Source organism: Streptococcus sp. SR4, assembly GCF_000517725.1.
Taxonomy (GTDB): Bacteria; Bacillota; Bacilli; order Lactobacillales; family Streptococcaceae; genus Streptococcus; species Streptococcus salivarius_F.
The window spans coordinates 41,831-64,197 of the sequence record NZ_AZYW01000010.1 but is presented as its reverse complement, the minus strand read 5'-3'; the positions used below and the strand labels follow the sequence as shown (position 1 = coordinate 64,197).

Genomic DNA, 22,367 nt, shown 5'->3' with positions numbered 1-22,367 from the left:
GATGCAAATTCTACCAGCAATTGATATTAAGGATGGACAGGCTGTTCGTCTCTTTAAAGGAGATTTCAACCAACAGACCGTTGTCAATCCAGATGTTATTGAGCAGGCAAAGACCTTTAAGTATGCGGGCATTCAATTTATTCATGTCGTCGACTTGGACGGTGCCCTTGATGGTCGTGCCACTAACCGTGACTTGATTGCAGAGGTCAAGAAGGTTTCTGGACTTGGCATCGAAGTTGGTGGCGGTATCCGTACCTTGGAGCAGATTCGTGACTATTTGGAAGTTGGCATCGACCGTATCATTATCGGATCAATGGCCGTTAAAAATCCTGACTTCGTTCGAGCAGCTTTAGAGGAATTTGGTGCCGATAAAATTGTCGTAGGTATTGATGCCAAGGCAGGGTTTGTCGCTACCGAAGGTTGGTTGGAAACCAGCAATGTGGACTATATCACCTTGGCCAAGGAAATGGAAAAGATGGGCGTAACCCTCTTTGTCTATACAGATGTTGATCGAGATGGCACACTGACAGGACCCAATCTTGATCACTACAAACGTTTGGTATCTGAACTCACAACCGCCAAAGTCATTGCTTCAGGTGGGATTGCAGAAGTAGCTGACTTAGATCACCTAAAAGAGATTGGTGTGGCAGGAACCATTGTCGGCAAAGCCTACTATAACGGCAATATCACCTTAGACCAGCTCAAGGCTTTCGGAGGTTAATATGCTTAAAAAACGTATTATTCCTTGCTTGGATGTCAAGGATGGTCGTGTCGTTAAGGGGGTTAATTTTGTGAATCTGACAGATGTTGGAGACCCTGTTGATTCTGCGCGTGCTTATTATGAGGCTGGTTGTGATGAACTTGTTTTCTTGGATATCACAGCGACTTCAGACAATCGTGAAACAACGGTTGACATGGTGCGTCGTGTTGCCGATCAGGTCTATATCCCCTTCACAGTTGGTGGTGGTATCCGTTCAGTTGAAGACATGAACAAGATGCTCAAAGCCGGTGCTGACAAGGTTGCGGTCAATTCCTCAGCTCTTGCCAACCCGCAACTAATCGCTGATTGTGCTCAAAAATTTGGGAACCAGTGTGTAGTCGCTGCTATTGATGCCAAAAAGATGGCTGATGGGAGCTGGCATGTCTTTGTGGCGGGTGGCCGTAAGGATACAGGTAGGGACCTCATCCAATGGGCTCAAGAAGTCGTCGCCTTGGGGGCTGGAGAAATTCTCTTAACCAGCATGGACAAGGACGGCACTAAGTCTGGTTTTGATTTGGAAATGCTAAATCGTGTGGCGGAAGTCGTCGATGTTCCTATCATCGCTTCTGGTGGCGCGGGAAATATCGAGGACATTGTAGAGGTCTTTGAAAAGACAACAGCAACTGGTGCACTGGCTGCCTCTATCTTCCACTTTGGTGAGGTAAATATAGGCGAAACCAAACAAGTCTTGGCAAATGCAGGAATTGAGGTGAGACGATGACAGAGGTTAAACTTGATTTTGATAAACAAGGGGGACTTGTACCAGTCATTGTGACCGATTACAAGACGGGGCAGGTGCTCATGTTGGCCTATATGAATGAGGAGTCCTATCAGTTGACACTTGAGACCAAACAAATGCATTACTGGAGCCGTTCTAGAAATGAGCTTTGGCATAAGGGAGCCACATCTGGTCATTTCCAACATGTCAAAAGCATCAAGACAGATTGCGATCAGGACACCCTGCTTATCGCCGTTGAACAAGAAGGAGCAGCCTGTCATACAGGAGCTTACAGCTGTTTCTTTACGGATATATATGATGACAATCAAGATAGATAGGAGTAGCTATGTTAGAAACACTTTATAAGGAAGCCTTAGATCGTAAAAAAAATCCCAAAGAAGGATCTTATACCAATTACCTTTTTGACAAGGGGCTAGACAAGATTCTTAAAAAGGTTGGCGAAGAAGCAACAGAAGTTGTGATCGGAGCCAAAAATGCTGATAAAGAAGAAATTGCCAACGAGACAGCAGACGTCCTCTATCACCTAGCAGTCATGCTCGTTGAAACAGGGGTCAGCCCTGAAGACGTTGAAGCCGTACTTAAAGCACGTCAAGGCAAGCAAAGCAATGTCCATGACCGAAAGGAAGTAACAGATTATTGAGGATTATCTCAACCGATTTGAACCAAGATGAAAAGTCTGAAGTGATGCTTCGGGCTTTTTTGCTAGAGAAATCCTAATCTTCTGCTTTCTAACCAGCATAAGAAAGCGCTTTAAAATACTATAATAGGAGTGAAGAAAGCTCGTTTATTTTGAAAGATTCGGTGTGCTTATTTATACAAATCATTGAGGAAAGGAAGGATGTCCTATGAAGAATAATACTCCTAATATTTTAAAGCTTTCTCGCTTAGCTATTCTCCTCCTTTGTTCTATTCTTTTAGTTCGTTGCACAGTGCTACTTCCAATTACTTACTCAAAAGCTAGGGAAAAAACGCAAAAAATCTTGGCTCATAATGGTTTTAAGGGAAAGGTCCAAGTTAAGCGTATCGAAAAGGTGATTCTAGATAGTGCAGGCATTTATGTCTATTATACCTATTCAGAGGAAACCTACGATAATCAACCCATAGTATTAGATGGAAAAATTACATTTCAACTGGACTGGACAGTTTATAGTGAAGAATATATGACTCCTGGCCTTTACTCGGAAACCTATTTACAACAAAAATCTGTAAAAAAAGAAGAGCAAAAACTCTTTAAAGAGCTTAAAAAGCAATCTTTAGGCTTTGATATCGAAGATTTCTCTTTCAAAGATAATACACTGATAGATCAAGAGGCTTCTGATAATTTAGTGCGCATAGCCAAAGAAAACCGTAAAAATGGCAAGCATGATTTTTATGGGTATTATCAAATTCCTTATCAAACAATGATTGATGAACATATTGTTACTATGTCAATAAGAGTAAGTGATACAGAAAATACCAGTAAGAAAGATTTAGAAGAGGCAGCGAAGAAACTGGATGCTAGCAAGCTACCAGACGGAGAGTACGAATTTTATTATTTCACAACTGATAAAGAAAATTCCGCTTATTATGACAATTCCGGATATATTGGCTATACCTTTAACATACAAGATGGCAAGGTTGTCCAAGATGAAGATGATTAGATGATACTTTGATTCCTGCGATAATCTCGCACTCCATACTGGCGGCATAGAAGTATAGGCTATAGCTAAGTGAAAATGTTAACCTCAAAGCATGCAAAAACATCTCCGAAAATCAGTCGGAGATGTCTTTTTGTCTTACAAATTCTTTTTCTTTTTAGCTTTTTTTGTTAGAGCCAGGTCACAATTTTTAATACTTGAGATAAGGTGATTCGTCAATTGGAAGTCATCCACTTGGGGATTCAAGTCCACTTCGTAGACCAGTTGCATGGTCTCACCCCCACCTGTGGTGTTAAGGGAAATCAGGTCGCATTCGCTTGTGAAATTGAGCAAGGTTTTAGTGATTTTTTGGTCAATCAAGTCTTGGTAAGGGACGTTAATGGTCAGGAGCCTACGACGTTGGTTGTCGGTACGACTTTGACGATTTTCCAAAAGAAGCCAAACAGCCAAAAGGAAGATGGTAAAGAGGACAGCCAGTAAGAGATAGCCTGTCCCAGATGCCAGACCAATAATCATGGCCATAAAGACAGCAATCAGCTCCCTGGAACCACTGGTAGCTGAACGAAAACGAATGAGGCTAAAGGTCCCAGCCACGGCGATAGAGGTCCCCAAACTCCCATTGACAAGGAAGATAACCAGGGTCATCAAACATGGAAGTAGGGTCAAACTAATGACAAATTCTCTGGTGTAGAGGGTTCGGTATTTATAAGTCCAGGTCAAGGCCAAACCTAAAACTAGGCTGACCAGTAAGGCCAGCATGAGTTGAAGAGGACTAGCGGTTGCGGTCGCATCATTAAAGATAGAATTGAAGAGATTAGACATAGGCAGCAGCTCCTTTTTCTTGTGCTGGACGTGGTCCATAGTCTAGACCTTGAGACTTATGATAGGCACAGCTGTATTTTGAGAATTTCTGCTCTTCCAAACCATGTTTGTCTAAGATAGTTTGAAGCCAGTCAGGCTTTTTGCCAGGTGCCTTGATTTCCATGATAATCGTATCTTCATCAAGAAGGGGAAAACCATGATTTCCCTTAAAGAGACTGACGTCTTCATCACGGTAAGTCAAATTTTGGTCAAGGGTAACACGAACTTTATTGTAGGCATAGCCTTCGATAGTCTCTTTTTCTTTCATCGAAAAACGGTCGTAGTAGATATACATACGAGGTTTAAGTCCCTCATCATAGCGTTGACGTAAGTGGTGGATATCCTGTAATAGCTGGCGGTCAGTGATTTGACCATGATTCTTACCGTCTGTCATCAAGTTAGTGATGACAAGCGGAGTTGAAACGAGACGAAACTTATGACCGATTCCTTCATCATCTTTGGCTTTAACCTCTAAAAAGACCTTACTATCAATTTTGGGATTGGCTAGGTAGGTACGCATGCGGATTTTCTCTTGACGGTGATTACCATCTAGGGCATCTTGGATGACGTCAAAATTATCCGTATCAAAGTAAATATTTGAAATGGTAGATGTCGGATAATCATCCTCTACCAAATACTCCTTAAGATCAGTGAGCAGGTCCTCAAGGTTTTCCTTTGAGACCACATATTTTGTTTCAATACGTTTAAAACGTGTTTCCAATTGTTTAACCATGAAAAAACTCCTTTTTTAGATAAGATACAAAGCCGTAAAGCAACTCCCAGGAAAATAGGGGGACCAGCCGAAGGAGTTTATCTCCAAGCAGGGCCCATCTTTTTCCCCCGAGTTGTAGGCGTGTTCAATTAGATAAGATACAAAGCCGTGAAGCAACTCCCAGGAAAATAGGGAATTTGTTGCAGGAACATCTGTTTTCAAACAGTCGACTTATTGTTTTAATTCTTTTTTATAATAGAAAAGTTGATCGCAAATGTACTATTTCTATAAAGCACTTACTTGCTTGCCTATTAGTCTATGGGACTTTTCTGAAAGTTTTCCTAAGCTAAACTTTCACCAAACTTAACTTAAGATAAGTTTTAGTTAACCTTTAGAAATGTTTTAGCTAAGTCCCGTAAACTGTAATCATCCAAACGAACCCGAGAGGAAAAAATATGAAATTAAAAAAACTAAAAAAATGGACGACTTTATTGACCTGTGCGACTGCCCTAACAGTAATGACAGCTTGTAGTCAATCAAGCAGTCAAGCAACTGGGACGATGTCAAGCTCAAAAACAAGTGCTGTAACAGCAACGACTAGTAAGAAAACAAATAAGAACAACAGCAACTATTTTACTTCTAAAGATTCTGATACCTCTTATAATGAAAGCTCAGCTACTAAGATTAAGTTATCAGGCTCATCTGCAGATGTTTCAGGTGATGGTGCAGCCCTATCAGGTTCAACCGTAACCATCTCCAAAGCTGGGACCTACGTCATTTCAGGAAAATCCGACGGTGTGCAAATCAAGGTAGACGCTGGTGATTCAGACGATGTCCATATTGTTTTAGATGGCGTTACCATGACAAATACAAATGCAGCAATCAACGCCACAAAAGCTGGTCATGTCTATCTGACACTTAAAGATGGCACTACAAACACACTTTCTGATTCAAGTTCTAATAGTGATGAAGATGCGGATGCTGTGATTTTCTCTAAAGGAGATTTGACCATTAATGGTTCAGGTACTCTAAACATTGATGCCAAGAAAAACAACGGTATTAAAGCCAATGACAGCCTTCATATGACTGGCGGTACCTATAAGATTTCCTCAGTCGGTGATGCCTTCAATGTCAATGATGAACTCAACATCACAGGAACAACTATGACCATTGAGGCTGAAGAAGATGCTGTTAAGGTCGATAATGATGACGACACCTCAGAAGGTACCATGTATCTGTCTGATAATACCATGACCATTAAGGCTGGTGACGACGGTATTCATGCGTCAGGGGACATGATTATTGATAGTGGTACTTACAAGGTTGAAAAATCAACTGAAGGTATCGAAGGAAAATCTGTGACCATAAATGGTGGAAATATCGATGTCTATGCAACGGACGATGGTGTCAATGCGGCCAATGCTAATGCCAGTCAAAGTGAGATTTTCTTCAAGATGACCGGTGGAACCCTAAATGTTGAGGTTGGCGAGGGCGATACCGACCCAATCGATTCTAACGGCGATATTATTGTATCGGGTGGAACGATCAATTTGACTGGTCAGTCTGGCTTTGACTTTGATGGTTCAGCGACCTATACCGGTGGTGACATTACTATCAATGGTGAGAAACAAACTAAGATTGAAAACTCAATGCCTGGCGGCGGTGGCCCTCAAGGTGGCGGTGGTCCCCAAGGTGGTGGACAACCAGGTGGCTTTGGAGGAGGTCACTAAAGAGTCATAGGATGAAACAGAAAGGAAGTGCCTATGTATATTATTATTCCAGCTTATGAACCAGACAAACGCCTGATTCAGGTGGTTCAAGATATTACCATAAAACTCCCTAAAGCCCGTATTATTGTTGTTAATGATGGGAGTGGCCCAGGCTATAACGACTATTACGACGAAACGGCTTTTATTGGAGCGACTGTCCTTACCCATCCTATCAATAAAGGAAAAGGAGCTGCTCTCAAAACTGCCTTTGCTCACATTCAAGAAGAAGTAGTCAGTCAGCACCTTTCGGCTCAACCTATTGTCACAGTTGACAGTGACGGTCAACATCTGATTAAAGATATTGTCCGTGTGGCCAAGGCAATCGAGGAAAATCCAAGTCATCTTGTCTTGGGTGCGCGTGCCTTTGTTGGTAAGGTGCCAGCACGTAGCCGCTTTGGAAATAAGGTAACTGCTGGACTTTTCCGTCTTGTAACTGGCCAGAAAGTCACAGATACTCAGACAGGGCTTCGAGGCATGTCAACTGACCTGATTCCATGGCTTCTTAATCTGGATGGCAATCGTTTCGAGTACGAGTTTAATATGTTGCTTGAAGCCAAAAAGTCAGGCTACCAAATCTCTGAAGTCCCTATCGAGACCGTTTATCTGGAGGAAAATAAAAGTTCACACTTTCGGCCTATTCGTGATTCCATCCGTATTTACAGCCCTTTTTTAAAGTTCTCTGGCACGGCCGTCTTGGCCTCAGTCATTGATGCAACAGCCTTATTTGTGCTCTTTGCCTTGACGAAGAATCTGCTCCTTTCGGTCGTGCTAGCTCGTGTGATTTCGGCTTCCAGCCAGTGTCTACTGAACGCTAATGTGGTCTTTAATCCGACAAGCTCCCTCTTTAGATCGAGTGTTCGTTACTTTATGTTGGTCCTGGTCCTCCTGGCCTGTAACTATTTCTTACTTAGTAGTCTAGTTGCTATTGGTTTAGGCCTGGTTCTGGCAAAATTGGTGACAGAAACCTTGCTCTTTTTAGTCAGCTACAGGGTCCAACATCACGTCGTTTTTGCTTAATAGCTGACTTGAAAATCGCTAACTGATTGAATAGAGATAGCTTATTTACCTCTCGATTACTTCTAAAAATTTTCCTAAAAAATAGAAAAAGACTACCGTTTTCGACATTCGGTAGTTTTTAATGATTGTCAAAATGTTTTTCAATTTACATTATGATTAAAAATTGAAATGACTTGATAAAGACTCGAAATGGCTGAAAAAAATATGCTATAATGAAATTGTTTGAATTATGTAGATTTCATTCAAACTAGGAAAATGAAAAGAGGACCTAAAATGGGAAAAAAGGTACATTATAAGCTTCACAAAGTTAAGAAGCAGTGGGTGACGATTGCCGTCACTTCGGCAGCACTTGCCTCTATCGTAGGTGGTGCTACAGTTGCCAATCAAAAGGTTTCAGCCGATGAAACAACTCAACCAGTTGCCTCTACGACAGCTGAAAGCGATGTTGTCGTTGAAACGCATGAAGTAGCCGCTCCTGCAGCAACTGCTACGACAGATGCGACAGCAACAACAACTGACAAGGCTGCTGATACTGCAACGGTCGAAACTCCTGCGGCAGTAACCACTGCAGCAGATACAAGTGCTAATACGGTGGCACCAGCAACAACTGATCGTGCAGCAGTAGCAAATGGTGCGACAACAGAAGCACCAGCTGCAACTGCGACTGCGACAGATACAACGCTTACAGTAGCTGAAAAACCAAAATCTGGTGTTACTGAAAAAGAAGAAACAGCAGCACTCTCTTTGGACAACATCAAACAAGTTGATGGTAAATACTATTATGTCAAAGAAGATGGTTCATACAAAACAAACTTTGCTGTTTCAGTTAATGGCCAGTTGCTTTACTTTGGTAAAGATGGTGCTTTGACAAGCACATCAACACACTCGTTCACACCAGGTACAACTAATCTAGTTGATGCTTTCTCTTCACATAACCGTGCTTACGATTCTAAGAAAGAAAGCTTTGAGTTGGTAGATGGTTATTTGACACCAAATAGCTGGTATCGTCCAGTCACTATTTTGGAAAATGGTGAAAAATGGCGTGTATCAACTGAGAAAGACTTTCGTCCACTTTTGATGGCATGGTGGCCTGATGTAGATACACAAGTTGCCTACCTCAATACTTTCTCTAAACACTTTAACCTTAACGCAACTTATTCAACCAGCCAAAGTCAATCTGAATTGAATGCAGCTGCTAAGACAATTCAAATTAAGATTGAACAAGAAATTTCAGCTAAAAAATCAACTGAATGGCTTCGTCAAGCAATTGAGTCTTTTGTAAAAGAACAAGACCAGTGGAATACTACAACTGAAAACTATACCCTTGCTGACCACCTTCAAGGGGGAGCTCTTCTTTATGTCAATAATGACAAGACACCTTGGGCAAATTCTGATTACCGTTTGCTTAACCGTACACCAAGTAACCAAGATGGTTCTCTAAATGGTACAGGAAGATACTTGGGTGGTTATGAATTCCTACTTGCCAATGACGTTGATAACTCAAATCCAGTTGTGCAAGCTGAGCAGTTGAACCAAATTCACTATCTTGTGAACTGGGGATCAATTGTTATGGGTGATAAGGATGCTAACTTTGATGGTATCCGTGTTGATGCAGTTGACAATGTCGATGCTGACCTTCTCCAAGTTTATACAAACTACTTCCGAGCAGCCTTTGGTGTGGATAAATCTGAAGCCAATGCACTCGCTCACATTTCTATCCTTGAAGCTTGGGATTTAAATGATAATGCTTATAATCAAAAACATGATGGTGCAGCCCTTGCCATGGATAATAACCTTCGTTATGCAATTATGGGTGCACTTTATGGATCGGGCTCTTCATTGAAAGATTTGATTACTAGCAGTTTGACAGACCGTACAAATAATAGTAAGTATGGAGATACACAAGCTAACTATATCTTTGCACGTGCTCATGATAACCTTGTTCAAGATATCATTCGTGATATTGTTCAAAAAGAGATCAATCCAAAATCAGATGGTTATACCATGACTGATGCTGAATTGAAACGTGCCTTTGAAATCTATAATGAAGATATGAAGAAGGCAGAAAAACGTTATACTATTAACAATATTCCAGCTGCCTATGCTTTGATTCTTCAAAATATGGAGCAGGTAACTCGTGTTTATTATGGAGATCTCTATACGGATAACGGCCAATATATGGCTACCAAGTCTCCTTACTACGATGCTATCACAACGCTCTTGAAGAACCGTATGAAATATGTTTCAGGTGGACAATCGATGAAAGTCGACACGTTCAATGGAAAAGAAATCTTGTCATCTGTTCGTTACGGTAAAGATATTATGACTGCTGACCAAACTACGGGTGTAGCAGAAACAAGTAAACATTCTGGTATGTTGACACTTATTGCCAATAATCAGGATTTCTCACTGGGTGATGGTACTTTGAAAGTTAACATGGGTAAACTTCATGCTAACCAAGCCTACCGTCCATTACTTCTTGGTACTGATAAGGGAATTGTCACTTACGAAAATGATGCGGCAGCAGCTGGAAAAATTAAATACACTGATGCTGAAGGGAACTTGACTTTCAGTGGAGATGAAATCAAGGGGTATCGAACTGTTGATATGAGAGGTTATCTTGGTGTTTGGGTACCAGTAGGTGCGCCTGATAACCAAGATATCCGTGTTAAAGGTTCAGATAAGAAACTTGAAAAGACATTTTCTGCTACTGAAGCATTGGACTCACAAGTTATCTATGAAGGTTTCTCAAACTTCCAAGATTTTGTTGAAAAAGATAGCCAATATACTAATAAATTGATTGCAGAAAATGCAGAACTCTTCAAGTCATGGGGAATCACATCATTCGAGATGGCTCCTCAATTTGTATCGGCTGATGACCGTACCTTCCTTGATTCTGTTATCCAAAATGGTTATGCCTTTACTGACCGATATGACCTTGCCATGAGCAAGAATAACAAATACGGTTCTAAAGAAGATCTTCGTGATGCACTTAAAGCCCTTCACAAGCAAGGTATTCAAGCAATTGCTGACTGGGTTCCAGATCAACTTTACCAATTGCCAGGACAAGAAGTTGTAACAGCAACACGTGCTAATAGTTATGGTACTCCAAAGGCCAATGCTTATATCAATAACACTTTATATGTTGCAAATTCTAAATCATCAGGTAAGGACTTCCAAGCTCAATATGGTGGTGAGTTCCTTGATGAGCTCCAAAAGAAATATCCACAGTTGTTTGAAGATGTGATGATATCAACTGGTAAGAAGATTGATCCATCTGTTAAAATCAAGCAATGGTCTGCTAAGTACATGAATGGTACTAATATCCTTGGTCGTGGTAGTCGTTATGTTCTCAGTAACGATGCTACTGGTCGCTACTATCAAGTTACTGAGAATGGCATCTTCTTGCCAAAACCTTTGACAGATCAAGGTGGTAAGACAGGTTTCTACTATGATGGTAAGGGTATGGCCTACTTTGATAATAGTGGTTTCCAAGCTAAGAATGCTTTCATTAAATATGCTGGAAATTACTATTACTTCGATAAAGAAGGTTATATGTTAACTGGTCGTCAAGATATCGATGGTAAGACTTATTTCTTCTTGCCAAACGGTATCCAGCTTCGTGATTCTATTTATCAACAGGATGGTAAATATTATTACTTTGGTAGCTTTGGTGAGCAGTACAAAGATGGTTACTTTGTATTCGATGTACCGAAAGAAGGTACTTCAGAAACAGAAGCTAAATTCCGTTATTTCTCACCAACTGGAGAAATGGCTGTTGGCTTGACTCATGCTGGTGGAGGATTGCAATACTTTGATGAAAATGGCTTCCAAGCTAAAGGTACTAAGTATGTTACTCCAGACGGAAAACTCTACTTCTTCGATAAAAATTCAGGTAATGCCTACACAAATCGTTGGGCTGAAATCGATGGTATCTGGTATGAATTCAATGATCAAGGCTATGCACAAGCTAAGAAGGGTGAATTCTACACAACAGATGGCTCAACATGGTTCTACCGTGATGCAGCTGGTAAAAATGTGACAGGTGCTCTTACTTTGGATGGTCACGAATACTACTTCCGTGCAAATGGTGCCCAAGTTAAAGGTGAATTTGTTACTGAAAATGGCAAGATTAGCTACTACACTGTAGATAATGGTTACAAGGTTAAAGACAAGTTCTTCGAAGTAAACGGCAAATGGTACCATGCTGATAAGGATGGTAACCTCGCCACAGGTCGTCAAACAATTGACCACCTTAACTATTACTTCAATGCTGATGGAAGCCAAGTCAAATCTGATTTCTTCACTCTTGATGGTGGTAAGACATGGTACTATGCCAAAGATAATGGTGAAATCGTGACAGGTGCCTATAGCATTGGCGGTAAAAACTATTACTTCAAAGAAGATGGTAGCCAAGTTAAAGGTGACTTTGTTAAGAATGCTGATGGTTCACTTTCTTACTATGATAAAGATTCAGGGGAGCGTCTCAATAACCGTTTCTTGACAACTGGTAACAATGTTTGGTACTACTTCAAAGATGGTAAGGCTGTAACAGGACGCCAAAATATCGATGGTAAAGAGTATTACTTTGATCATTTGGGACGTCAAGTTAAAGGTAGCCCAATCAGCACACCAAAAGGAGTGGAATACTACGAATCAGTTCTTGGAGAACGTGTGACAAACACATGGATCACTTTCCAAGACGGTAAGACTGTCTTCTTCGATGAAAATGGTTATGCTGATTTTGATAAATAATCAATCAATCTAATCTTAATCTGAGAGATTAAGTGAAAAACGATATGATTTGACATGAATTTATAGGTGAAATTTCTTGAAAACGAGAATCGTTTAAAGAAATTTTGCCTTTTTTTGCTCCTTAAAGAAAAAAATCTGACAAATATCAATTTTGAGTCAGAATCGTTGTAAAAGCCATTGTATCAAGGGTTTTAGTGGTTTTTATAGAAAATAGTTTTACTTATCAAATGATATGAAAATGAGAATTGAAAGCCTATGAAATAGGTGTGTTACAAAACTTTTCTAATGTTGCTGTTATGTTACATATAATTTATAAAAAAACAATTAATTCGAGAAATAGTTAGAAAATAATGATATAATGTAATTGTTTGAAATCGGATAGATTTCAGTCTGATTTTGACAAATAAAATCACGGGGAAAATTATAATGGAAAATAAGGTACACTATAAGCTTCATAAAGTTAAGAAGCAATGGGTCACAATTGCAGTTGCCTCTGCAGCACTTGCTACTGTCGTAGGAGGATTGTCTGCAACAACATCTTCAGTTTCAGCGGATGAAACTCAAGATAAGATAGTAACTCAACCAAATTTAGATACAACAGCCGATTTAGTTACTTCTACAGAAGCAACCAAAGAAGTCGATAAACGTACAAATACAAAAGAAGCAGATGTTTTAACGCCTGCTAAAGAAACAAATGCCGTCGAAACAGCAACTACAACGAACACACAAGCAACAGCTGAAGCAGCTACAACAGCAACAACTACTACTGATGTAGCAGTGGCAGCTGTTCCAAATAAAGAAGCAGTTGTAACAACAGATGCACCAGCTGTAACAACTGAAAAAGCAGCAGAACAGCCAGCTACCGTCAAGGCTGAAGTCGTCAATACAGAAGTTAAAGCTCCTCAAGCTGCTTTGAAAGATTCAGAAGTGGAAGCAGCACTTTCTTTGAAAAACATCAAATACACTGATGGTAAATATTACTATGTTAATGAAGATGGTTCACACAAAGAAAACTTTGCCATTACTGTAAATGGTCAATTGCTTTACTTCGGCAAAGATGGCGCCCTTACAAGTTCATCAACACACTCTTTCACACCTGGAACAACAAATATTGTTGATGGTTTCTCAATCAATAACCGTGCCTACGATTCATCTGAAGCAAGTTTTGAATTGATTAATGGTTATTTGACTGCTGATAGCTGGTACCGTCCAGTTTCTATCATCAAAGATGGTGTGACTTGGCAAGCATCAACTGCAGAAGATTTCCGTCCACTTTTGATGGCTTGGTGGCCAAATGTAGATACGCAAGTTAATTACTTGAACTACATGTCTAAAGTCTTCAACTTGGAGGCTAAGTACACAAGCACAGATAAGCAAGCAGACTTAAATCGTGCTGCTAAGGATATCCAAGTTAAGATTGAACAAAAGATTCAGGCTGAAAAATCAACACAATGGTTGCGTGAAACTATCTCTGCCTTTGTTAAGACACAACCACAGTGGAACAAAGAAACTGAAAACTATTCAAAAGGTGGAGGAGAGGATCACCTTCAAGGTGGAGCCCTTCTTTATGTGAATGACTCACGTACACCATGGGCAAATTCTAACTATCGTCTTTTGAACCGTACGGCTACTAACCAGACTGGTACGATTAATAAGTCAGTTCTTGATGAGCAGTCTGACCCAAACCACATGGGTGGCTTCGACTTCTTGCTTGCTAATGACGTAGACTTATCTAACCCAGTTGTTCAAGCGGAACAATTGAACCAAATTCACTACCTTATGAACTGGGGTTCAATTGTTATGGGTGACAAGGATGCTAACTTCGATGGTATCCGTGTCGATGCGGTAGATAATGTCAATGCTGACATGCTTCAACTCTACACAAACTATTTCCGTGAGTACTATGGTGTAAATAAATCTGAGGCGCAAGCTCTTGCTCATATCTCAGTTCTTGAAGCGTGGAGTCTTAACGACAACCATTACAATGACAAGACTGATGGTGCTGCGCTTGCCATGGAAAATAAACAACGTTTGGCCCTCCTTTTCTCATTGGCTAAACCAATTAAGGATCGTACACCAGCTGTAAGTCCTTTGTATAACAATACTTTCAATACGACTCAACGCGATTTTAAGACTGACTGGATTAACAAAGATGGAAGCACTGCCTACAACGAAGACGGTACAGCTAAACAGTCTACAATTGGTAAATACAATGAGAAATACGGAGACGCGTCAGGAAACTACGTCTTTATCCGTGCCCATGATAACAACGTTCAAGATATTATTGCTGAAATCATTAAGAAAGAAATCAATAAAAAATCAGATGGTTTCACTATCTCTGATTCTGAAATGAAGCAAGCATTTGAAATTTACAACAAAGACATGCTCAGCAGCAATAAGAAATATACCTTGAATAACATCCCTGCAGCTTATGCTGTAATGTTGCAGAACATGGAAACGATCACTCGTGTCTACTATGGAGACCTTTATACAGATGACGGTCACTATATGGAAACTAAATCACCATATCACGACACCATCGTTAACTTGATGAAGAACCGTATCAAGTATGTATCTGGTGGACAAGCGCAACGTTCTTACTGGTTGCCAACTGATGGTAAGATGGACAATTCAGATGTTGAACTTTACCGCACAAGTGAAGTCTACACTTCAGTACGTTATGGTAAAGACATCATGACAGCTGACGATACAGAAGGTTCTAAATACAGCCGTACCTCTGGTCAGGTAACTCTTGTAGTGAATAATCCAAAATTGACTTTGCATGAGTCAGCTAAACTTAATGTTGAAATGGGTAAAATCCATGCCAACCAGAAATACCGTGCTTTGATTGTTGGTACAGCTGATGGTATCAAGAACTTTACATCTGATGCAGAGGCAATCGCAGCAGGTTACGTGAAAGAAACAGACAGCAATGGTGTCTTGACTTTCGGCGCTAATGACATCAAGGGTTATGAAACATTTGATATGTCAGGTTTCGTAGCAGTTTGGGTTCCAGTCGGAGCTTCAGATGATCAAGATATCCGTGTAGCACCTTCAACAGAAGCTAAAAAAGAAGGCGAATTGACCCTTAAAGCGACTGAGGCTTATGATTCACAATTGATCTACGAAGGATTCTCAAACTTCCAAACTATCCCGGATGGTTCAGATCCTTCAGTCTATACTAACCGTAAGATTGCTGAAAATGTTGATTTGTTCAAATCATGGGGCGTAACATCATTTGAAATGGCACCACAATTTGTATCTGCCGATGACGGTACCTTCCTTGACTCAGTTATCCAAAATGGTTATGCCTTTGCAGATCGTTATGATCTTGCCATGAGTAAGAACAATAAATATGGTTCTAAAGAAGATCTTCGTGATGCTCTTAAAGCCCTTCACAAAGCGGGTATCCAAGCAATCGCTGACTGGGTTCCAGACCAAATTTACCAATTGCCAGGTAAAGAAGTCGTAACAGCGACTCGTACTGACGGTGCAGGACGTAAGATTGCAGATGCTATCATTGATCACTCACTTTATGTAGCTAACTCTAAGTCATCAGGTAGGGATTACCAAGCTCAATATGGTGGCGAATTCTTAGCTGAACTTAAAGCTAAGTACCCTAAAATGTTTACGGAAAACATGATCTCAACTGGTAAACCAATTGATGATTCTGTTAAATTGAAACAATGGAAGGCTAAATACTTCAACGGAACAAACGTTCTTGACCGCGGTGTTGGCTATGTACTTAGCGATGAAGCAACTGGTAAATATTTCACTGTCACTAAAGAAGGTAACTTCATTCCTCTTCAATTGACAGGAAATGAAAAGGCTGTTACTGGGTTCTCAAATGATGGTAAGGGAATCACTTACTTCGGTACAAGTGGTAATCAAGCTAAATCTGCCTTTGTTACTTTCAATGGAAATACCTATTACTTTGATGCACGTGGTCACATGGTTACAAATGGTGAATACTCACCAAATGGTAAAGATGTTTATCGTTTCTTGCCAAATGGTATCATGTTGAGCAATGCCTTCTATGTTGATGCTAACGGTAATACTTACCTTTATAACTATAAAGGTCAAATGTACAAGGGTGGTTACACTAAATTTGATGTAACTGAAACTGATAAAGATGGTAATGAATCTAAGGTTGTGAAATTCCGTTACTTCACTAATGAAGGTGTCATGGCTAAAGGTCTTACTGTTATCGATGGTTCCACACAATACTTTGGTGAAGATGGTTTCCAAACTAAAGATAAGTTAGCAACCTATAAAGGTAAGACTTATTACTTCGAAGCTCATACTGGTAATGCTATCAAGAACACTTGGAGGAACATCGATGGTAAATGGTACCACTTCGATGAAAATGGTGTTGCCGCTACAGGTGCTCAAGTTATCAATGGTCAAAAACTTTACTTTAATGAAGATGGAAGTCAAGTTAAAGGTGGCGTTGTTAAGAATGCAGATGGTACTTATAGTAAGTACAAAGAAGGTTCTGGAGAATTAGTTACTAACGAATTCTTCACAACTGATGGAAATGTATGGTACTATGCAGGCGCTGACGGTAAGACTGTTACAGGTGCTCAAGTTATCAATGGACAACACCTCTACTTTAAAGAAGATGGAAGCCAAGTTAAAGGTGGCGTTGTTAAGAATGCAGATGGTACCTATAGCAAGTACGATGCTGCAACAGGTGAACGTTTGACTAATGAATTCTTCACAACAGGTGATAACAATTGGTATTATATTGGTTCTAATGGTAAGACAGTAACTGGTGAAGTTAAAATCGGTGCTGATACCTATTACTTCGCTAAAGATGGTAAACAAGTAAAAGGACAAACGGTAACTGCTGGCAATGGTCGTATTAGCTATTACTATGGTGATAGTGGTAAGAAAGCCATCAGCACATGGATAGAAATCCAACCAGGAATCTACGTTTACTTTGATAAGACTGGTATTGCTTACCCACCTAGAGTGTTAAACTAATAGAATAAAATAAAAAGGAGAACTTCGGTTCTCTTTTTTCATGTCTATTTTATATCAGGAAAACCTTTTGGAAATCCCCTTCCAATTCGTTTACATGACAATCATTTAATTTATCATTAAGATGGTAAAAAACTCATTAAAATAAGATCTATCAAGTTTCTTTGGCGCTAAAAAATGATATAATAAGTAAGTCTTTAAGGTGTAGATTTTAAGACAAAAAATATATGGGGAAAAATTGAATATGGAAAATAAAGTACGCTATAAACTGCACAAAGTGAAGAAGCAATGGGTTACTTTAGTGGTTGCTTCAGCAGCCCTGGCTACCATTGTTGGTGCTAGTGTTACCACATCTTCACTTGTTTCAGCAGAAGAAATAAATAACTCCAATGCCTCACCTTCAACAACTACAGTCGGGGAAAATACAAATCCTGTAGTTGAGAAAGAAGTTAGTGCAACAACAGATGTGGCAAGTACTGCAACTGCCACAACGACAGACAATACGACAGTTACTGCTGACAAACCAGCTGAAACGACAGTTCAACCAAATTCAGGAACAACTAGTGACAGAGCTGCAGCAGTAGAGGTTGAAGCAAAACCTGAAACGACTGCCAAGCCAGAAGTAGCAGCTAAACCAGAAACAGCTACATCAGCTGAAGTGGCAACCAATGCTGGACTTGCTACTCCAACGGCTGAAAAGTCTAACGAGCTTTCTGAAGCTGAAATTAAGGCTGCTGTCTCACTCGATAATATTAAAAAAGAAAAAGATGGTAAATATTACTATCTTCTTGAAGATGGCTCACACAAGAAAAACTTTGCCATTACTGTAAATGGTCAGGTCCTTTATTTTGATGAAAATGGTGCCCTTTCAAGCACATCAACGTATTCATTCACACAAGAAACAACAAATCTTGTTACTGATTTTACAAAAAATAATGCTGCCTACGATTCAACAAAAGCAAGCTTTGAACTTGTTGATGGTTATTTGACAGCAGATAGTTGGTACCGTCCAAAAGAAATCCTTGAAGCTGGTACAACTTGGAAAGCGTCAACTGAAAAAGATTTCCGTCCACTTTTGATGTCTTGGTGGCCTGATAAGGATACTCAAGTAGCTTACTTGAACTACATGACTAAGGCACTTAGCAACGGTGAAGAGACAAAAGATGTCTTTACGATTGAAAATTCTCAAGCTAGTTTGAATGCCGCTGCTCAAATCATCCAACGTAAGATTGAAGTTAAGATTGCTGCTAATAAGTCAACAGACTGGTTGCGTCAATCAATCGAGGCCTTTGTTAAAGACCAAGATAAATGGAACATTAATTCTGAATCTCCAGGTAAAGAACATTTCCAAAAAGGTGCTCTCCTCTTTGTTAATAGTGATTTAACGAAGTGGGCTAACTCAGACTACCGTAAACTTGATCAAACAGCGACAAGCCGTTTGCCAAAAGACAAGATTAAGAGTGGTAGCGATGCTGGTTATGAGTTCTTGCTTTCAAGCGATATCGATAACTCAAATCCAATTGTACAAGCTGAAATGCTTAACCAATTGTATTACTTTATGAACTGGGGACAAATCGTCTTTGGTGATAAGGATAAAGATGCCCACTTTGATGGTATCCGTGTCGATGCCGTGGATAATGTTAGCATCGATATGCTTCAATTGGTGTCTTCATACATGAAGGCTGCTTACAAGGTTAATGAGTCTGAAGCGCGTGCACTTGCTAATATCTCAATTCTTGAAGCTTGGTCACAAAATGACCCATATTATGTTGACGAACACAATACAGCTGCCCTTTCTATGGATAATGGTCTCCGTTTGTCTATTGTTCATGGTTTGACTCGTCCGGTAACTAATAAGGGTACTGGTGCACGTAATGCATCAATGAAGGACCTTATTAATGGTGGTTATTTCGGTCTTTCAAACCGTGCGGAAGTTACATCATATGATCAACTTGGTTTTGCAACCTACCTCTTTGTTCGTGCACACGACTCAGAAGTTCAAACGGTTATCGCAGACATCATCAGTAAGAAAATTGATCCTACAACAGATGGTTTCACTTTCACATTAGATCAATTGAAACAGGCTTTCGATATTTATAATGCGGATATGTTGAAAGTTGATAAGGAATATACACACTCAAATATTCCTGCTGCCTATGCTTTGATGCTTCAAACAATGGGTGCAGCAACACGTGTATACTACGGAGACTTGTATACTGATAACGGTCAATACATGGCTAAGAAATCACCATACTTTGACCAAATCACGACACTTCTTAAAGCTCGTTCTAAATATGTAGCCGGTGGACAAACATCTTATATCCATAACCTTGCTGGTGATGGCGTGTCATCTGCTAAAGACAACAAAGAAGTTCTTGTCTCTGTCCGTTATGGTCAAGATTTGATGTCTAAAACAGATACAGAAGGTGGAAAATACGGCCGAAATTCTGGTATGTTGACTCTTATTGCTAATAACCCAGATTTGAAATTAGCTGACGGTGAAACCATTACCGTAAATATGGGAGCTGCCCACAAGAATCAAGCTTATCGTCCACTCTTGCTTGGTACGGAAAAAGGTATTGTGTCATCATTGAATGATTCAGATACTAAGATTGTTAAATACACAGATGCACAAGGAAATCTTGTCTTCACAGCTGATGAAATCAAAGGCTTTAAGACTGTTGATATGAGTGGTTACCTTTCAGTTTGGGTACCAGTAGGTGCGACTGACGATCAAAACGTTCTTGCTAAACCATCAACAAAAGCCTATAAAGAAGGGGATAAGGTTTATAGCTCTTCTGCAGCACTTGAAGCACAAGTGATTTACGAAGGCTTCTCAAACTTCCAAGACTTTGTTAAAGAGGATAGTCAATACACTAACAAATTGATTGCAGCTAACGCAGACCTCTTCAAGTCATGGGGTATTACGTCATTTGAGATTGCACCTCAATATGTCTCATCTAAGGATGGCACTTTCCTTGATTCTATTATTGAAAATGGTTATGCCTTCACAGACCGTTACGACTTTGCCATGAGCAAAAACAATAAATACGGTTCAAAAGAAGATCTTCGTGATGCTCTCAAGGCTCTTCACAAACAAGGTATTCAAGTCATTGCTGACTGGGTTCCAGACCAATTGTATACTCTCCCAGGTAAAGAAGTAGTGACAGCTACTCGTACAGATACGCATGGTAAGGTGCTTGATGATACTAGCTTGGTTAATAAGCTCTATGTGACAAATACCAAGTCATCAGGAAATGATTTCCAAGCACAGTATGGTGGTGCCTTCCTCGACAAACTTCAAAAACTTTATCCAGAAATCTTCAAAGAAGTTATGGAAGCGTCAGGTAAGACAATTGATCCATCTGTCAAGATTAAACAATGGGAAGCTAAGTACTTTAACGGTACAAACATCCAAAAACGTGGTTCTGACTATGTTCTCAGCGATGGTAAATTGTACTTCACCGTTAACGATAAAGGTACCTTCCTTCCAGCAGCCTTGACTGGTGATACAAAAGCTAAGACTGGATTTGCTTATGATGGTAAAGGGGTAACTTATTACACAACATCGGGTACTCAAGCTAAGAGTCAATTTGTGACATATAATGGCAAACAGTACTACTTTAACGATAAGGGTTACCTTGTAACTGGTGAACAAACTATCGACGGTTCAAACTATTTCTTCTTGCCAAATGGTGTTATGTTTACTGATGGTGTTATTAAAAATGCCAAAGGTCAATCAATGGTTTATGGTAAGTCAGGTAAATTGACGACTCAAACTGGTTGGAAAGAAGTTACCGTTAAAGATGATAGTGGTAAGGAAGAGAAATTCTATCAATACTTCTTCAAGGGTGGCATCATGGCTACTGGTTTGACTGAAGTAGAAGGTAAGGAAAAATACTTCTATGACAATGGTTACCAAGCTAAAGGTATCTTCATTCCTACAAAAGATGGACACTTGATGTTCTTCTGTGGTGATTCAGGTGAACGTAAGTACTCAGACTTCTTTGAACAAGATGGTAACTGGTACTACGCTAATGACAAGGGCTATGTTGCCACTGGATTTACTAAGGTAGGTAAACAAAACCTTTACTTCAATGAAAAAGGTGTTCAAGTTAAGAACCGCTTCTTCCAAGTTGGTGATGCTACATACTATGCAAATAACGAAGGTGATGTTCTTCGTGGTGCGCAAACCATCAATGGTGACGAGCTCTACTTTGATGAGTCAGGTAAACAAGTTAAAGGTGAGTTCGTGAACAATCCTGATGGAACGACTTCATACTACGATGCCATTACAGGTGTGAAACTTGTGGATACATCACTAGTAGTTAATGGTCAAACCTTTAATATCGATGCTAAGGGGGTTGTGACTAAGGCACATACACCAGGCTTCTATACTACTGGGGACAACAACTGGTTCTATGCAGATTCACATGGACGTAATGTCACAGGTGCTCAGGTCATCAATGGTCAACATCTCTACTTTGATGCAAATGGTCGTCAAGTTAAGGGTGGCTTCGTAACGAACACTGACGGTAGTCGTTCATTCTACCATTGGAATACTGGTGATAAGATGGTCTCTACCTTCTTCACTACTGGTCATGATAAATGGTATTATGCTGATGATAAGGGTAATGTCGTTACTGGAGCTCAAGTAATCAACGGTCAAAAACTCTTCTTTGGTATTGATGGTAAACAGGTTAAAGGGGCCTTTGCAACAAATGCGAATGGCAGTCGCTCATATTACCATGGAGCTACTGGTGATAAGTTAGTCTCAACCTTCTTTACTACTGGAGATAACAACTGGTATTATGCTGATGCCAAGGGTGAAGTTGCTGTTGGCGAACAGACTATCAACGGCCAAAACCTTTACTTTGACCAAACTGGTAAACAAGTGAAGGGGGCAACAGCTACGAATCCTGACGGCTCAATCTCTTACTATGATGTTCATACAGGGGAAAAGGCTATTAATCGTTGGGTTAAAATTCCTTCAGGCCAATGGGTATACTTCAACGCTCAAGGAAAAGGCTACGTGTCAAATTAAGAGTAATGAATGAAAGAAGTCAATCACTTTTGTGGTTGCTTTTTTCGTAAAAAATTGTCTAACTTTTATACATTCAGGTCATTTGTCTGG

Annotated in this window: 12 protein-coding genes; 10 read left to right on the top strand and 2 right to left on the bottom strand. The window is 40.0% G+C overall.

All coding sequences use genetic code 11. The annotated features are described in order from the left end of the window. The first annotated feature begins 1 nt into the window (after position 1). The 5 genes from hisA to HMPREF1519_RS10105 all read left to right on the top strand — a co-directional run bounded on the left by hisA (position 2) and on the right by HMPREF1519_RS10105 (position 3,139). The gene (gene hisA / locus HMPREF1519_RS01760; protein WP_037610977.1) at positions 2 to 721 is read left to right on the top strand and encodes a 1-(5-phosphoribosyl)-5-[(5-phosphoribosylamino)methylideneamino]imidazole-4-carboxamide isomerase; all 720 of its coding nucleotides are present in this window, start codon (positions 2 to 4) and stop codon (positions 719 to 721) included. A gap of 1 nt (position 722) precedes the next feature. After that, positions 723 to 1,481 (top strand): imidazole glycerol phosphate synthase subunit HisF, encoded by a 759-nt coding sequence (gene hisF / locus HMPREF1519_RS01755; RefSeq protein WP_037610975.1) that lies wholly within the window; start codon positions 723 to 725, stop codon positions 1,479 to 1,481. Further along, entirely contained in the window at positions 1,478 to 1,816 is a 339-nt protein-coding gene (hisI, locus tag HMPREF1519_RS01750; protein WP_002888928.1) for a phosphoribosyl-AMP cyclohydrolase, read from the top strand. The genes hisF and hisI overlap by 4 nt, the downstream gene beginning before the upstream one ends. A gap of 8 nt (positions 1,817 to 1,824) precedes the next feature. Then, a complete protein-coding gene (gene hisE, locus HMPREF1519_RS01745) occupies positions 1,825 to 2,139 on the top strand; it encodes a phosphoribosyl-ATP diphosphatase (RefSeq protein ID WP_002884043.1) in 315 nt (104 codons plus the stop codon). Between the two features lie 205 nt (positions 2,140 to 2,344). Then, on the top strand, positions 2,345 to 3,139 hold the full coding sequence (locus HMPREF1519_RS10105; protein WP_051413947.1) for a hypothetical protein: 795 nt from the start codon (positions 2,345 to 2,347) through the stop codon (positions 3,137 to 3,139). 135 nt (positions 3,140 to 3,274) lie between these two features. Here the strand turns inward: HMPREF1519_RS10105 and HMPREF1519_RS01735 are convergent, their stop codons facing one another. Both HMPREF1519_RS01735 and HMPREF1519_RS01730 read right to left on the bottom strand, forming a co-directional pair. Beyond that, positions 3,275 to 3,958, bottom strand: a complete 684-nt coding sequence (locus HMPREF1519_RS01735; protein WP_002884056.1) for a DUF4956 domain-containing protein — start codon at positions 3,956 to 3,958, stop codon at positions 3,275 to 3,277. Beyond that, on the bottom strand, positions 3,951 to 4,730 hold the full coding sequence (locus tag HMPREF1519_RS01730) for a polyphosphate polymerase domain-containing protein (RefSeq protein WP_002884127.1): 780 nt from the start codon (positions 4,728 to 4,730) through the stop codon (positions 3,951 to 3,953). Before HMPREF1519_RS01730 ends, HMPREF1519_RS01735 begins: the two co-directional genes overlap by 8 nt. Before the next feature lie 434 nt (positions 4,731 to 5,164). Between HMPREF1519_RS01730 and HMPREF1519_RS01725 the strand changes: the two genes are divergently transcribed. The 5 genes from HMPREF1519_RS01725 (at position 5,165) to HMPREF1519_RS01705 (ending at position 22,277) form a co-directional block, all read left to right on the top strand. Beyond that, complete coding sequence (locus HMPREF1519_RS01725) at positions 5,165 to 6,439, top strand: carbohydrate-binding domain-containing protein (protein WP_002884041.1); 1,275 nt, start codon at positions 5,165 to 5,167, stop codon at positions 6,437 to 6,439. Positions 6,440 to 6,472: 33 nt separating this feature from the next. Next, a complete protein-coding gene (locus tag HMPREF1519_RS01720) occupies positions 6,473 to 7,495 on the top strand; it encodes a glycosyltransferase family 2 protein (RefSeq protein WP_022495763.1) in 1,023 nt (340 codons plus the stop codon). 273 nt (positions 7,496 to 7,768) lie between these two features. Next, complete coding sequence (locus HMPREF1519_RS01715) at positions 7,769 to 12,250, top strand: glycoside hydrolase family 70 protein (RefSeq protein WP_022495764.1); 4,482 nt, start codon at positions 7,769 to 7,771, stop codon at positions 12,248 to 12,250. A gap of 426 nt (positions 12,251 to 12,676) precedes the next feature. Further along, positions 12,677 to 17,236: a glycoside hydrolase family 70 protein gene (locus HMPREF1519_RS01710; protein ID WP_037610974.1), complete on the top strand. Its 4,560-nt coding sequence runs from the start codon at positions 12,677 to 12,679 to the stop codon at positions 17,234 to 17,236. A gap of 241 nt (positions 17,237 to 17,477) precedes the next feature. After that, on the top strand, positions 17,478 to 22,277 hold the full coding sequence (locus tag HMPREF1519_RS01705; protein WP_037610972.1) for a glycoside hydrolase family 70 protein: 4,800 nt from the start codon (positions 17,478 to 17,480) through the stop codon (positions 22,275 to 22,277). Positions 22,278 to 22,367: the final 90 nt, after the last annotated feature.